Origin of the sequence: Magnetococcus sp. PR-3 (assembly GCF_036689865.1) — a bacterium.
In the GTDB taxonomy this organism is placed as follows: domain Bacteria; phylum Pseudomonadota; class Magnetococcia; order Magnetococcales; family Magnetococcaceae; genus Magnetococcus.
This window is the reverse complement of the sequence record NZ_JBAHUQ010000012.1, coordinates 117,747-131,679: the sequence shown is the minus strand read 5'-3', so window position 1 is coordinate 131,679 and position 13,933 is coordinate 117,747. Positions and strand designations below refer to the sequence as shown.

General features: G+C 48.3%; 10 protein-coding genes. 5 read left to right on the top strand and 5 right to left on the bottom strand.

The window, feature by feature from the left end; all coding sequences use genetic code 11:
• Positions 1-410: 410 nt before the first annotated feature.
• The 5 genes from V5T57_RS08855 (at position 411) to V5T57_RS08835 (ending at position 3,275) form a co-directional block, all read left to right on the top strand.
• A complete protein-coding gene (locus V5T57_RS08855; protein ID WP_332890838.1) occupies positions 411-1,247 on the top strand; it encodes a hypothetical protein in 837 nt (278 codons plus the stop codon).
• A 75-nt stretch (positions 1,248-1,322) separates the two neighbouring features.
• Positions 1,323-1,613, top strand: coding sequence for a DUF2325 domain-containing protein (locus V5T57_RS08850; RefSeq protein ID WP_332890837.1), 291 nt, complete (start codon positions 1,323-1,325; stop codon positions 1,611-1,613).
• A gap of 22 nt (positions 1,614-1,635) precedes the next feature.
• Positions 1,636-1,758 carry a hypothetical protein gene (locus tag V5T57_RS08845; protein ID WP_332890836.1) on the top strand — a complete coding sequence of 41 codons (123 nt, stop codon included), beginning with the start codon at positions 1,636-1,638 and terminating at the stop codon, positions 1,756-1,758.
• 298 nt (positions 1,759-2,056) lie between these two features.
• The gene (locus tag V5T57_RS08840; RefSeq protein WP_332890835.1) at positions 2,057-2,914 is read left to right on the top strand and encodes an LbtU family siderophore porin; all 858 of its coding nucleotides are present in this window, start codon (positions 2,057-2,059) and stop codon (positions 2,912-2,914) included.
• On the top strand, positions 2,904-3,275 hold the full coding sequence (locus tag V5T57_RS08835) for a hypothetical protein (protein WP_332890834.1): 372 nt from the start codon (positions 2,904-2,906) through the stop codon (positions 3,273-3,275). Before V5T57_RS08840 ends, V5T57_RS08835 begins: the two co-directional genes overlap by 11 nt.
• 77 nt (positions 3,276-3,352) lie before the next feature.
• On the opposite strand, the gene V5T57_RS08830 is transcribed toward V5T57_RS08835, so the two are convergent.
• From V5T57_RS08830 to V5T57_RS08810, 5 genes are all read right to left on the bottom strand, one after another.
• Positions 3,353-5,800: a glycoside hydrolase family 3 N-terminal domain-containing protein gene (locus V5T57_RS08830; RefSeq protein WP_332890833.1), complete on the bottom strand. Its 2,448-nt coding sequence runs from the start codon at positions 5,798-5,800 to the stop codon at positions 3,353-3,355.
• A gap of 708 nt (positions 5,801-6,508) precedes the next feature.
• Complete coding sequence (locus V5T57_RS08825) at positions 6,509-9,352, bottom strand: response regulator (protein WP_332890832.1); 2,844 nt, start codon at positions 9,350-9,352, stop codon at positions 6,509-6,511.
• Between the two features lie 37 nt (positions 9,353-9,389).
• Positions 9,390-10,670 carry an ABC transporter substrate-binding protein gene (locus V5T57_RS08820; protein WP_332890831.1) on the bottom strand — a complete coding sequence of 427 codons (1,281 nt, stop codon included), beginning with the start codon at positions 10,668-10,670 and terminating at the stop codon, positions 9,390-9,392.
• Between the two features lie 70 nt (positions 10,671-10,740).
• Positions 10,741-13,128 carry a hybrid sensor histidine kinase/response regulator gene (locus tag V5T57_RS08815; RefSeq protein ID WP_332890830.1) on the bottom strand — a complete coding sequence of 796 codons (2,388 nt, stop codon included), beginning with the start codon at positions 13,126-13,128 and terminating at the stop codon, positions 10,741-10,743.
• On the bottom strand, positions 13,125-13,748 hold the full coding sequence (locus V5T57_RS08810; protein ID WP_332890829.1) for a response regulator: 624 nt from the start codon (positions 13,746-13,748) through the stop codon (positions 13,125-13,127). Before V5T57_RS08810 ends, V5T57_RS08815 begins: the two co-directional genes overlap by 4 nt.
• Between the last annotated feature and the right edge of the window lie 185 nt (positions 13,749-13,933).

Below are 13,933 nucleotides of genomic sequence, written 5' to 3'. Positions count from 1 at the left end.
TTGGCCAAAGCTTGCCTGGGGTTGGAAAGAGGAGAGCGCCCCATGGAGTGAGCTGATGATTTATGAATCAACAGGCTCTGAAAAAGATCTCGTAACATGGTCCTGGCCCCTCATCCTATTAATAAAAAAAGAAAAACCCCGAAGATGCAGAGGATGCACCTTCGGGGTTACTGCCCGCCTACACCAAGGTGCCGTGAGGTGTTCGGGGCGTTGACTCTTTTAAAGATCCGCGGTAACGAATCTTTAAAAAGTCTATGTTGCACCGTTAAGGAGGTTGTCTCATCCAAGCAGGTACAAATTTATTTAGACGCGAATGAGAATAAAAGTCAATCTTATTTTTGGTGTTGACATACAAATAGGAATCGTTATCATTGGCAGCCTTGCCGGGTGATCTAGGAGGCGTGAGTGCAATGTGCCAAGTCAGTGCTGGAGTGAAAGGGTGGGTTATACGTGATCATAAGCGACTAAAGCTGTGGGAGATGGATGAACGTTTTCATTGTCCAGTCATTGGAACCTGTCTAACCATGCAGGAGCTGCGCAGTTTGACAAAAGGCTTTCATCAGCAGGTTGATGAGTCGACTGACTTTGAGGTGCATGTTACCGCTGTGCGTGGGGCCAAGCAGGGTGGGCGATTTGCCAAGAAGATGCAGAAGTTGTTCGATCGTAAATATGCGGCTTCCATTACCCGTATTGGTCGAGATAACGATATAGAGATGCTATCCAAGCACTGGCGTGAAGCCTTAACAACTGGGCGGGTTGCGGGTCCTCTATGGGCCATAGTGACCCATACTTCAGTAGATCAGGCCTTGTTAGAGCGTATGTATGGTGACATCCACATGCTATCGCATTTGCAAGGTAGCTATGTGCGGACACAGATCAGGCAAGATGACCAGTTGCAGCGACAGGTTGAGCTCAGTCGGGATGCACTGAAAGAGGCCAAAGTTAAGTTTCAACAAGCTTTGGATAAGCGCAATGGTTTGATTGATGGATTGCAGGAAGAGGTACAAACCTTACGCCAAAAACTTAACCAAAACGCTCAACCTGTTCAGGTAGTGGCCCATACTGAAGATGAAGAGATGGCTTTGGTACTTCAGCAGACAACCCGGCGTAATGAGCGTTTAGAGCAAAACAACCGAGACCAAAGCATGTTGATCATACAGCAGCGGGATCAGTTGGCTGAACTGCAATGGTCGATGGAAGAGATGCGTACAGAACAGGCCTCTCTAGAGCGGCATATGCAGCAGTGACTCACCCAAAACTGTCCCCAAAGTGGTGGGTGTGATGGTCGTGCCTGTCCGCAACCTGATCTAAAGGGGCAGTGCTTGCTTTATGTCGGTGGTATTACCCATATAGGAAACCGTTATAAACAGTTGGTAACCCAACAAAATGGTGAATTAATTCATCATGATGGTGGCGTGGGGGATAGCCGCGCCCGCTTGGAAGCCCTGGTTAGTCGGGCAGATGCCGTTTTTTGCCCCGTTGATTGCATCAGTCACGATGCCTGTTTGAAGATAAAAAAGCAGTGTAAGCATCAAGATAAACCGTTTATCCCTTTGCGTAGCAGTGGCTTGGCCTCTTTCAGCCGTGGCTTGCAGAACCTAACCCAACATTGATTCTTAGCTTAGGAGATTGAGCGTGACCTATTTGTTTAACGCCCATTTGGATCAGCAGCACCCTAGCCTTGAAATCAAAGATGCCGCGACGGGTCAGGTTCTTCTTAAATGGTCTAAAGCACGTGTTTTACAAGCCATGGAATAGTGGAGAGCTCTATGGTCCAGAGCTGGCTAGTTGTGATCTAACCGCGACGGATCAGTTGGCCGCAGAGCTTTTGGCGGAGCAGGGGTAAGAAAGAACTATATGGGGTTGTTTAAGCTTGGTTGGCTTTTTGTATGCATAGCCTTAACGTGTGCTGTCTCTAGCTATACATCTAATCGCTTATAATGTTGGAGACTCCCCTTTTTTTGCAGATAGCGCCCTCTTTTTAGACGGTGCTCAAAAATAAGCCGACACAATGCTGATTTGTAAGGCTTTTAACGTTCCTCCGGAGATGAAAATCGTGTCACATTTTGGATCCAAATCCCTTATGGGTGCCGCAGCATTAATGGCGGCTTTTTGCGTAAGTTCACAAGCATCTGCCCAAGATCTGCCAAGCCGTGCAGAGATGTGGAAAATGATTCAGATGCAACAGCAGCAAATTCAATCATTGCAGCAGAAACTGGGTCACACCAGCCAAAAAGTGGCCAAGGTGGAAAAAGTTGCCGAAGAAGCCAAAACAAAGGGCGGTGGTGGGTCTAACTGGTCCGATAAAATCACCATTGGTGGTACGGTGGAAGCCTCAGCCTCTACGACCGAGAACAAATCTGGCACCATTGGTACATTAGCGGATGGTAGTGATGTCAACTTGGATAAAGCTGAACTGACAGTGGATGCTAAGGTTAATCCTTGGGTCTCTGCCAATGTCACCATGCTCTATGATGGTGACTCTGCAACGGCGGTCGATGTCGATGCTGCGACCATTACGGTGGGTAATGCAGAAAAACTACCTGTCAGTCTGACAGTGGGTAAAATGACCCTGCCTTTTGGTACCTTCGAGACCAATATGGTATCTGACCCCATTACCTTGGAAATGGCGGAGACTGCCGATAGTGCAGCGCAGGTTAATTTTGCCAAGAACGGTTTTACCATGGGGGCCTATCTCTTTAATGCAACCTCGCAAAAAACTGGGGATGATAACCAGTTGGACCAGTTTGGCTTTAACCTTGGTTACGCGACTGAGGTATCCGGTGTTTCTGCTGAAGTCGGTCTACACTTCATCAACAGTGTTGAGAACTCGGGCGGTATTTCAACAGCCATGACCGCAGCTAACCTTGCACTAGATGACAGACTACAGTTCAGCCTGGGGTGTGAACGCTAAAATTGGCACAGGTGGTGTGGCGCTGATTGGTGAATACATCAAAGTTGCAGATCCTCTTGAAACCACCACTGCTGGCTGGACCAACAGCACCAAAGAGCCCGCCGCTTGGCAGACTGAGCTGGCTTATAGCTTTCCCGCGATGGGGCAGGATGCTGTTGTTGCGATCGCCTATAACGGTTCAAATGAAGCCTATGAGGTCGGTATGGTTAAAAGCCGTTTAATGGCTTTAGCTGGCATTAGTGTTTATGAAAATGCGGCGATGAACTTGGAATGGAAGCGTGACAAGGACTATAGCGTTGCGGATGGGGGTAGTGGCAACGATGCCGATACGGTAACCCTACAACTGGCAGTAACTTTCTAATCGATTAGAAAGCCTGTTTGTATCATAGAAAAGGCCCTGTGAAGGGCCTTTTCTTGTCTTTGCATTCCAACCAACGGCTATGAAGAGGATTGGGGGGAGGCTCGATTATTGAGGAAGGGGAGCAGGGATAAGCTCTTTACCAGACCTTCAAGAAACATATGGAAAATGGGTACCAGGAGCAGTGACGTTGTAAAGTTCTTGGGGTTTTGTATATCAATGATCCCCTGTATCCATTCCGGCATAGGGAGCAGTGCAGCCTGAATAAACCGGGTGATATCATGACTGAAAAACAGCTCACCATAATTTGTGAACAGTACATAAATGATGATCGCCACAATCAGCAGTGTGATATTAGCTAAACGGGGTCTCCCTTGTGTAACCCAAATGATGACCAAGCTGATAACGGTGCCGAATAAAATGCCAAAAAGGTAGCTGTATGGAACGTCTGATGGGTTGTTGTCACCAGATGTAAGTTTAATTTTTGTATGTACCGGGTGCACAGCCACGGGCAGATATTTGGCCTCCTTAATGGTCGCAGCATGGTCTTTGTCCAGTAGTGCTTCAACGAGGTATTGATTACTGGTTGTTGAGTTTGAAAAGGTCGACAGCATGGTCCATCCCCGTCTGAACCGGCTATTGCTTAAACGAGAGGGGTCATGAAAAGCCACCACCATTTTTTTGGTGTTGGCTAAGCGTTTTTTAAGGGATGGGTCGGTTGCCAACTCTTTACTGACACGGTTCCAGACCTCGATGTGGGCCGCAAAGTTGGCAACACCAAAAATCAGTAGGTCAGGAGGGTTGGCCTTAAGCTTGTCAATAATGGTTTTGGTGTTCTTGTCGACAAAGTGGTCATTCATCTCTCCAGGTTTATTATAGTGCAAGTCGACACACTCAATTTGGCTGGCCGATGAAAAGTTGGCTAATCTACGAAGTTGAGCTTCCAAATCATTTTTTTGATAGGTGGGACCGACACAGAAAATTTTACTGTCCGGCATAATATTAAGACGTTTAGCCAGAGTTCTGGGCTCTTCATTGGAGGGGAAAATATGCACAATGGCATTTTTAAGAACTTGATTGCTCACCACTTCAATGGAGTCTTTACCGGTTATATAATCAGGGGGGGATTGAAACGTGTTGGGTTGATACGGCTCATCCCAGTTGGTGTGTCCCAGCTTGTTCATGATCGCCAATTTCATACGTAAAATACGTTTAACACTGGCGCGCAGTTCCCCCTCTTTGTTTTCATAGTGTTTATACAGCTTGTCCAGTGTTTCCATCAGCTCTTCTGGTGAGATTTTCCATTTAAGTCCTTTTGCTCCACGCTTTCCGTCGCCCCTGGCATCTTGAAACATGGAGGAGATGATGATCATGTCATGGCCAGATTCAAAGGTATCTACCATGATATCCAAAAGTTTGAAAGCATGGGTGGAGCGCAGAAAAACGATATCATCGGCGATCACAACACCATCTTGAAAAGAGAGGTCTTTTCTCAGATAGTCAATGGCATTTTTGCACCGTGTGATCATGGTTAAACAACTGGGTTTGGCCTGGTCATGTCCAAAGGCATCCACAATAATGTGCGATGTCATGATAGAGAGGGTATCCCGCCGGTTCTTTGTCTGTAGGATCTCTTTATAGGGCTTGGAGAATGTCGTGAGATCATCTCTGGAAACAGGGAGGGTCAGGGGCACTCCCAGCATATGAAAGTCGATGTTCAAATTGTCCCACTCAGTAGGGAACTCCATTTTGCCATGGCCAGGCCAATGTTTGAGCGTACCCCCTATGCCAGACTCATTGAGGCCATCCAGGTAGGCGCTGGCATACTGTGTAACCAGTTTTTCATCAGAGCTAAAAGAGCGGGTACCGATCACAGAACCCTGTTGGTTTAAATCCACCACAGGTGCAAAATTATTCGTAATCCCCAACTCTCTTAAAGTCTCTCCCACCAGCCAGCCCATTTTTTTTACAGAGGTGTCATCCCTTTTGACCGACATGGCCATGGGGCTAGGGGTGTTATTGACATTTTTAAACCGTATGGTCTGTACCCGCCCCCCTTCAAAGTCTGTCATGATCAAAGCGGGAATGTTGATACTTGCTGCAGAAAGATCTTGTATACGGCTTGATAGCTCTCTAAGCGTCTCCTCTTTCCACTGCTTTTTGATGACCGAGTTCTCTTTTTCGGTGAGAGATCGCTTAAAGAGCCGTCTGTGCTGTTTGCTGTGCCATATCCAGTAAGCTTTTTTATTAAATGAGAAGTTTCCGATTTTATACGCATTAATAAGGGTGCTTAGCTGTTGATCAGACTGTTTGCTGGCTTTTTTAAGCGAATCTGAACTGAGCTCCTCTTCAGGGAAAAACCAGGGAGGGCCCAGAATGATCTTTTGCCCAATCAGCTCTTTAATGCTCATGTTTTTTACAAGTGCATCGATATCAATATCCGTCTGTGAGTCTGGTGTTGCGTAGAGCGGTGTCACCACCAGACATATTAAAACAGACAGAACAATACGACTTAAATTAACAACCATACTTGATCCTTTGTGATTTTTTGGTGTTATTGTAAGCTTTTTCTGTTTCATTAAATTACAAAAAGAATAAAAAATCAATAGAGTGTTGGTTGACCTGTAAACGCTCATTTTTATGAGTTGTTTGTTAGGCCTAACAAGGGTGGGCTGTTGAGATCTGAAAGATAGGCAGTTTGCGACCGACAAAAAGGCTGTTAGGTGAGACTTTTTTGTACTGCTTTAATCTGCCAAAGGGATAAGAGGGTCGGGGGCTGAGAACAGGGTACAGAATCTTAATCAACCATACAGGTGCAACTCTGGAGATCTGTTTGGTGGCTGCATGTATGGCTAGAGTAAGGTGTGGTGCTTAAAGGCGATATAAAGAACGGGCGAGGATCATATCGGCAGGCACTTCCAACAACAGCAGCCGTGCTGACCCCGTAACCAGGGGTGGCCTATGTGGTGGCAGCCATAGCTCGGTGGTGGCCCTACACCGCATGGGTATGTGGCAACGGTGCGAATGAAGTATCCTGCTGCGGTGTTTTGGACCTATAAGGGGTCTTTAAAAAGGGCTTTTATCTCATATACTGGGCTGATAGAGGCCCAGTCACCCCAAGGCATACCGTGGGTATGGCTTAGGGTGACCCTTTTACGGCCTAAATAGGTTTACCCGTAACGAACTTACGGTTGAATGCTTATACCCAGGTATGGGCACGCCCTGCCACCACTCCATTATTGCGCTTGATCCTTTAGAATATGGGTACGCATGGTGTTAAGAAGATCTTCCAAAGCAACAGGTTTGCTTAAGAAGTCACTGGCTCCAGCCTCCATACATTTTTTACGATCCGCCTCTTGTGTTTTAGCCGTTAGTGCAATAATGGGTAGGTGTACAAAGCGTTTGTCTTGTCGTATACGCTGCATGGCCTCATAACCATCCATATTCGGCATCATAATATCCATGAGAATACAGTTGATTTGGGGGTTGCGCTCCAGCTCTTCAATGGCTTTTTCACCATCCCTGGCCATTAAAATTTTATCCGCTCTCTTCTGTAGAACTTGTGCCAGAGAAAATGTGTTGCGCATATCATCATCAACAATCAGCACAATAATGGGTGGTAGCCCCAGGCTCAGTGATTCCAGCTCAACGTGATCTGTTTCAGGGGATTCGGTCTCTTCTAAAATGCGAACTTTGGGCAGTATGGTGCCGGAGCCATCAGGCATAATCTGAGGGTCGATTGCCTCTTTAGGTTTTTCGAGCCATTTGATTAAAACAGCCAAAAGATCCATGGTTTCTACCGGTTTGGCCAGGTAGTCGCTGGCACCATGGCTTAGGCATTTTTCACGATCACCGGGCATCGCCTTGGCCGTTAAAGCCACCACGGGTAGATGCTGAAAACGGGGTTGTTTACGTATCTCCTCGGTGGCGGCATAACCGTCCATTTCAGGCATCATAATATCCATGAGTACCAAGTCGATATCTGGATGTTCGTTGAGCACAGCTAACGCTTGCTGACCATTGGCTGCACTGAGCACCAGTCCAACCCGTTCATCAAGCATACGCTTTAAAGCAAAAACATTACGCCGGTCATCATCAACCACCAGCACGGTTGTATTGTTGGATTTAAAGTGGGTTATAGCCTCCACCTGTTCACTGGGGCTGAGTAGGTCTGTGGGGTCATCATAATGCAAGGTGGTGGTCTTTTGGAGCTGATGTGGTAGCTCAAGCGGCAGGTAGAGCATAAAGGTTGAACCGTGCCCTTCCGTACTTTCTACTTGAATCTCCCCTCCCAACAGATCGGCAAATTTGCGCGAGATAGATAGCCCCAGGCCCGTACCACCATAAGCTCGGCTGGTGGTGCCATCCGCTTGCCGAAAGGCTTCAAAAATTTGTTCCCGTTTATCTTGGGGAATGCCGATTCCCGTATCGGTTACGGCCATAACCATGCAGTTTTCTGTGTCCAGCTCTGGATTCATGAACAGCCGTCCACGGCTGGGCCTTGCTAAATGAACTGTAATGGATCCTTGGCTGGTAAATTTGAAGGCATTGGAGAGAAAATTCCGTAGGATCTGTTCAACCTTGGCCCAATCTGTAGAAAGTGCGGTGGGAACTCCTGGTGCGATTTTAAAGATAAAGGAGAGATCCTTCTCTGTAGCCAAAGGCTGAAAGAGGCGGGTGATGGTGTGTTGTAGATCGGTATAGGGGCGTTTCTCTACATACAGGTCCATCCGTCCGGCTTCAACTTTGGAGAGGTCGAGAATATCATTAATCAGGTTTAACAAATCCCGCCCACTATCATGGATGACCTGCGCCGATTCAACCTGATCTTTGCTCAGGTTTTTCTCTTCATTGGTGCTGAGCATTTTAGCCAAAATCAGCAGGCTATTGAGGGGGGTTCGTAACTCATGAGACATGTTGGCCAGGAACTCTGACTTATAGCGGCTGGCATTTTCCAGCTCATGGGCTTTTTCTTTAAAAACATTGGCAGCCATCGCCATGGCACCAATTTCATCACTCCGTCCTCGGCCCGGTATCTCGTCATCCTGTTTGCCGCGCGCCAAGCCTGTCAGGGTGCGTGTCATGGCCTGAATGGGTTTAGAGATGTTGTTGGTAATGCGCCATGCCAAAAAAAGGCCCAGTAAAATACCCACCACCGATACCCCACGGGTTACCCATTGCGTGGTAGAGACCGATTGCGCCATCTTGGTCTCAACGGTCCCTTGTTTCTCCAAGGATATTTTTTTGAGCTGGTCGGCTAGGTAGCCAATACGGGCCGCTTCTCCACCCATGACAACATAGACAAGGTGCATATAAGCCCGAGAGGCTTGTACCATGTTGTTAAAGGCTTTTTGGAAGGAACCTGCCAAGGATTTTAAGGTATGAGATTCTGCGAGGCTTCCACGTTGTCCGCGGTGTTCCGTCAGTTCGTCTAAGGAGTTGGAGAGCTGTTTGAGTCGGTTACTGGTGGCATCGACCAAGCGAGAGTTGGGTTTGATTAAAAAACGCAGGGCGTCACGTTGAACCAGAGCCAATAAAGTTTGGGCATGGCTGGCCAATGCCGCGCCATAGTTATCATTCATATTTAATAAGTGTGTTCGGACGACCTCTAGCTTTTTTAGGGCTTGGTCGCCACTACTTTCCAACTCTTCAAACGCCATGCGGTCCCGTAGTTGCCGCTCTTCAACCGCAGCATCAAAGTTTTCCGCATAGAGACGAAAGTGATTATCCATCTGCGAAAGCAGTTTGGCCCGCTCTGGGTCCTTCACCCGGCTTCGTGTCTCTTGCATTTGGCGGGAGAGAATTTTCTGCATCTCTTTTACCCGCAGAGCAAGCCCATCATAACCCGAGTAGGTGTAGGCCAGCACGCCGCGCTGCAGATCCAATACGTTGCGTTCAAGATCAAGCACTTCCCGCACATGGCTGTTGGTCTGGCCATACTGTTTAAAGTTAACCACAGCTCGGTCAATACCCACATTACCTACCATGGCCTGTGCCACAATGAGTGTAAGAACCAAACCAAAGCCTAAGAATATTCTTAGGCCAATGGATCGCTTTAACGGTCGGGGCAAGGTGAACATGGGCCACTCTCCGCCATAAAAAAGGCAACACGGTTACTTAAGATAAAAGAAATTCATGCCAGCGGGGCAAGCTGTACTCATAGGTATCCATAACGGTGTTCCATACCGCGACGTTACTAAAACGACGCCAGTAGGAACCGCCATTGCGCACAGAACCTTTACGGACAGATATATTACCATCCGGTCCGGGTAGGTCTTCTATAGCAGGCTTACCCTCATACCAATAATCCCACTCTGCCGGTGTTAAATGGGGGCGGGCACGTTCAGGGTTGGATATGTAATACCCTTGTCGTGCCACAAAAGCGCCTGGCCAACCGGATAACCACCAGTTCATAAACTCATAGGCCATATCTTGAACCCGACCCTGGGTTTGGGAGGAGAGGCACATGACACCATGCCACGCTCGGTACCCTTCCCGGGGGGCTGAGTAGATGGCAGGTATAGACTGTTCATTCAGTGCCGCCACCGCAGGAGAGAACATACTGGCAATGACAGCTTGCTTCGAGGCAATCATCTCTGCAGACTCAGGTACAGAGTTCCAAAATCCACTGAAGTGTCCACGGCGTTTCAAGGTGATGAGGATGTTGAATAACTGATCAACCTCCGCCTCTGTCATGTTCCCCATATCCTTAAAGCTCATCATCCCCTGGGCTTCTGCAGCCAGCGCCAAATCAAAAATACCAATGGTGGGTTCATTGACGATGGCAACCCGACCATGCCAGCGTTCATCCAACAGCCAGCCCCAGCTTTCGGTCTCATAGGCCACGCCACGGGGGATCTCTCGGGTATCGTACCCAAAGGCATCGACATTATGTACATAGGGTAGAAAACTGATCATTTGGGTGGGGGTGGATCCCAAACTGTTATCCGGTTGTACATGGAGCAGTTTGTAGGGGGCATCCCCCAAACCTACCTTGGATTCAGCGGTTAAACGTCCTGTTTTGGTCAGGTCGTTAACCTCCCCCCAATAGCGAAGTTTTTTGGTGTCGATGGGTTGAATAGCCTCGGCACGCCAGAGGATATTCATACTGTTAGACCACTGCTCATAAATATCAAAGCTGTCTGGCCGTGATGAGGCCCGTTGTTGCACCCGAGCACTGCCGCCAGGTTGGAACTGAATGGAAAAGCCCAAATCAGCTTCGGCCTGTTTACGGATGGCTTCTCTTAAGGTCACGTGGGTGCCCATAACACGCAGAGTGGGCTTTGAGGCATGAACGGCGGGGGCACCCATAAGGCTAGTTCCTGCCAGTGCGGCAGAACCTTGCATAAAACGGCGACGGGTGACACCCCATGAGTGGGGAGGTGATTGGTTAGACATAGGGTCTCCTCAACATCCCTTGGACAGGTTTAAAGGGATAAGGAAGTTGCTGGCCGGCCTGATGGATAACCTACAGAGCCTGAAAACCCTCTTCAGCTAACCGTTCTTGTATGGTCTTTAAGGCGACTTGCAACTTCTGACAGCAGGTTTGGATCTCAACCAAAGGTTGCTGCTGTCTGGCCATGGCTTCAAGCTCAGCACAGAGATTAGAGAGCGCGTGCGCCCCAAAGGTTGCGGTGGCGCCCTTTAAGGTATGGGCCTCCATAACCATGTCATCGTAGTTACCACTCTGTACGGTAGAAAACAGTCTATCAAGCCGTGCCGGTAATTTGTGATAAAAGCGTAAAATGGATTGACGATAGCCCGATCCTGTCTCACTTTTTAAGACATTAAGGGTCATGGCATCCAGTGTTGCCACATGAACCTCTGTAGGGGGGGCTTCTGTCTGGAGGTTCTCTTCATCTGTTGGGGCTGGCGGGTGATGGGCGGCAATACGATCCAGCAATTGAAGTAAGTAGGCGCGTCGAATGGGCTTGGAGAGGTGATAGTCGCTGCCTGCTTCCAGGCTGTTGTTTACATCCTGCTGCATGGCATTGGCCGTTAGAGCGACAATAGTTGTAGGAGGTTCATGCTGGGACTCTTCTCGCTTACGAATGCGGCGTGTGGCCTCTAATCCATCCATGTTTGGCATCATGCCATCCATCAAGATTAGATCAAACTGACTGTACTGTGACTTCTCAACCGCTTGTACGCCATCTTCTGCTTCAACGATCTGGTGGGGCGTCTGTTCCAGGAACGCTTTGATCAGGAGGCGGTTATCCTCCATGTCATCCACCAGTAAAATCCGCAAAGGCTGCTTGGACCGTTTAAGCTGGGCTTCGTTTTGTTGGGTTGCGGTCTGTTGGTCAGAGAGACTCTCTTCCTCTGCAATGGGCATGCTGACTGTAAAGGTAAATTGACTGCCTTGGCCCGGTTGGCTGAGCACGGATATTTTACCCCCCATACGCTCAACCAGTTGGCTACAGATGCTTAATCCCAGGCCTGTTCCCCCAAAGCGTCGGGTTGTTGAGCTTTCCGCTTGGATAAAAGGGCTGAAGATTTTTTTTAAGACATCGGGCTCCATGCCGATCCCGCTGTCTGAAACCGTGAATTGTAAGAGACCTGAATCCAAGTAGGCTGCATGAACAGTAATACTGCCATGCTGGGTGAACTTAAGTGCATTACTCAGTAAATTAAGCAAAATTTGTCGAAGCCGTTGACCGTCCCCATGGACATAAGCAGGAAAGCTTTGGTTGATTATGCAGAACAGCTGTAGCCCTTTGTCATTGGCCGCTTGGCGCATCATACCCACAACGCTCTCAAGCTCAGCGCTGGGGTCAAAGATAAAGCGTTCTAGCCGTAACTGCCCGGCTTCGATTTTAGAGAGGTCCAAAATATCGTTAATCAGTGCCAGAAGTGTGTCGCCAGCGCGTTGTGAAATGTTTAGGAAGCGACGCTCTTTGGTGCTTAAGTTTTTACTGCCCAGAAGAATTTCCCCCATACCTAAGATGGTATTCATCGGGGTACGTATTTCATGGCTCATGGTTGCCAAAAAGCTGCTTTTGGCCAGGTTGGCGCGCTCCGCCTCCTCTTTGGCCTCTAACAGATCTGCTTCCAGTTGTTTGCGTTGGCTAATATCCTGATGCGTGCCCACCACTCTAAGAGGTTCACCGCTAAAGGTTCGGGCGACAACCTTACCCCGTGCTAAAACCCAGGACCAATCGCCCTGTTTGGTCTGCATGCGGAACTCAGCTTCGTAAAGCTCGGTCTCCCCTGCCAAGTGACGGTTAAGACGTTCTTGGGTGGGGTGAAGATCATCTGGGTGTAGCAGATCTTGCCATGTTTGGGGGGTCATGGATAGTTCATCAATCTCATACCCCAGCATGGTTGCCCATCGTGGGCTATAGTAGACCTCGTCATTTATGAGATCCCAGTCCCACAACCCTTCGTTGGCGCCATCCAGAGCTAACTCCAGGCGTTCCTGATTTTCAGCCAGGGCTTCCCGGAGTTGTTCAGACTCAACACGGGCATTGTATAAGTTTAAAAAAAGATCAACTTTGGCGTTCAAAATTTGATCATCAATGGGCTTTTCAATATAGTCAATCGCCCCAGCCTGATACCCTTTGACCCGATGAAAATTATCTTTATAAGCCGCTGTGATCAAAATGATCGGCACACTGCTGGTGCGGTCCAAACCGCTGGCCATACGGCTCACTTCAAACCCATCCATGCCAGGCATGTCGACATCCAACAACATCAATGCCAGATCATGCTCGAGCATCAGCCCCAGCGCTTGATTACCGGATTCGGCTTCAATGAGCTCAGCATCCACTTTTTTTAGGAGCTGCCTGAGAGCCATGAGGTTGGCGGGCTTGTCATCAACAATTAAGATTTTAGGCAGGGTACTTGGGGTGCTCATGATGGCAAACCAGTGGTCGGTGTCGCGCTGCGGGTTTGAATAATGTGGGTCGCAAGTTCAAGCAGTTGGCCATAGGGGGCTGGTTTGATGAAAAGGGGAATTCCTTCAGGAATTCCACCGTGTTCTTCTATCACTTTTTCGTCTAGTCCTGTGATCACAACAATGTGAACCCCTTGAAGCTCTTCGGTCTTCAGAATGGCACGGATCATGGCAAAACCATCCATTTCTGGCATGGCTAGGTCCGTTACGATCATATCTGGGCGTTTTAGCCCGGCTTGCAGAAGCCCGTCATACCCATTTTGTGCAATGGTAAGATCTACAGAAAAGGGCCAGCTTGTTACAAAAGTCTTAAAAAAATCGATCAGGTGGGGGTCATCTTCTACCAGCAGCAGATCCAAAGCTTCTGCGCGGCTCCCTTGTAATGCCAATTCGCGTTTGGCCAGTAGTTCATTAATGGATTTCTGAGAGATACGCCGGTGACCACCTGCTGTTCGCCAGGAGTTAAGTAACCCTTGGTCTACCCAGTTGTGCACAGTACTTGCAGATACACCTAGCTGACGGCAAGCTTGAACCGCCGTTACATAGGTATCCTCTTGTGGATTGTTTTCTGACGTTGTCATAAAAAAATCTTGAGTTTGTTGAAGTGCTTAGGGTAAAGTCTCCAGATTCTCAAAATGCCCTTTTTTACAAGAGTTCTGAGTAAGCTGAAGTAAACAACCTGTTCATTCTAGCAAGTTCTGCTTAGTCTCTCAAATTTCATAGCTCTAGAAACTGCAAAAGACCCAATTTGTAAGTTCTATACAAA

Bases quoted from the DNA above. Each gene is read 5' to 3' on its own strand.
- V5T57_RS08830 (WP_332890833.1), bottom strand. From the start codon at position 5,800: ATGGTTGTTAATTTAAGTCGTATTGTTCTGTCTGTTTTAATATGTCTG.
- V5T57_RS08810 (WP_332890829.1), bottom strand. From the start codon at position 13,748: ATGACAACGTCAGAAAACAATCCACAAGAGGATACCTATGTAACGGCG.
- V5T57_RS08855 (WP_332890838.1), top strand. From the start codon at position 411: ATGTGCCAAGTCAGTGCTGGAGTGAAAGGGTGGGTTATACGTGATCAT.
- V5T57_RS08815 (WP_332890830.1), bottom strand. From the start codon at position 13,128: ATGAGCACCCCAAGTACCCTGCCTAAAATCTTAATTGTTGATGACAAG.
- V5T57_RS08825 (WP_332890832.1), bottom strand. From the start codon at position 9,352: ATGTTCACCTTGCCCCGACCGTTAAAGCGATCCATTGGCCTAAGAATA.
- V5T57_RS08820 (WP_332890831.1), bottom strand. From the start codon at position 10,670: ATGTCTAACCAATCACCTCCCCACTCATGGGGTGTCACCCGTCGCCGT.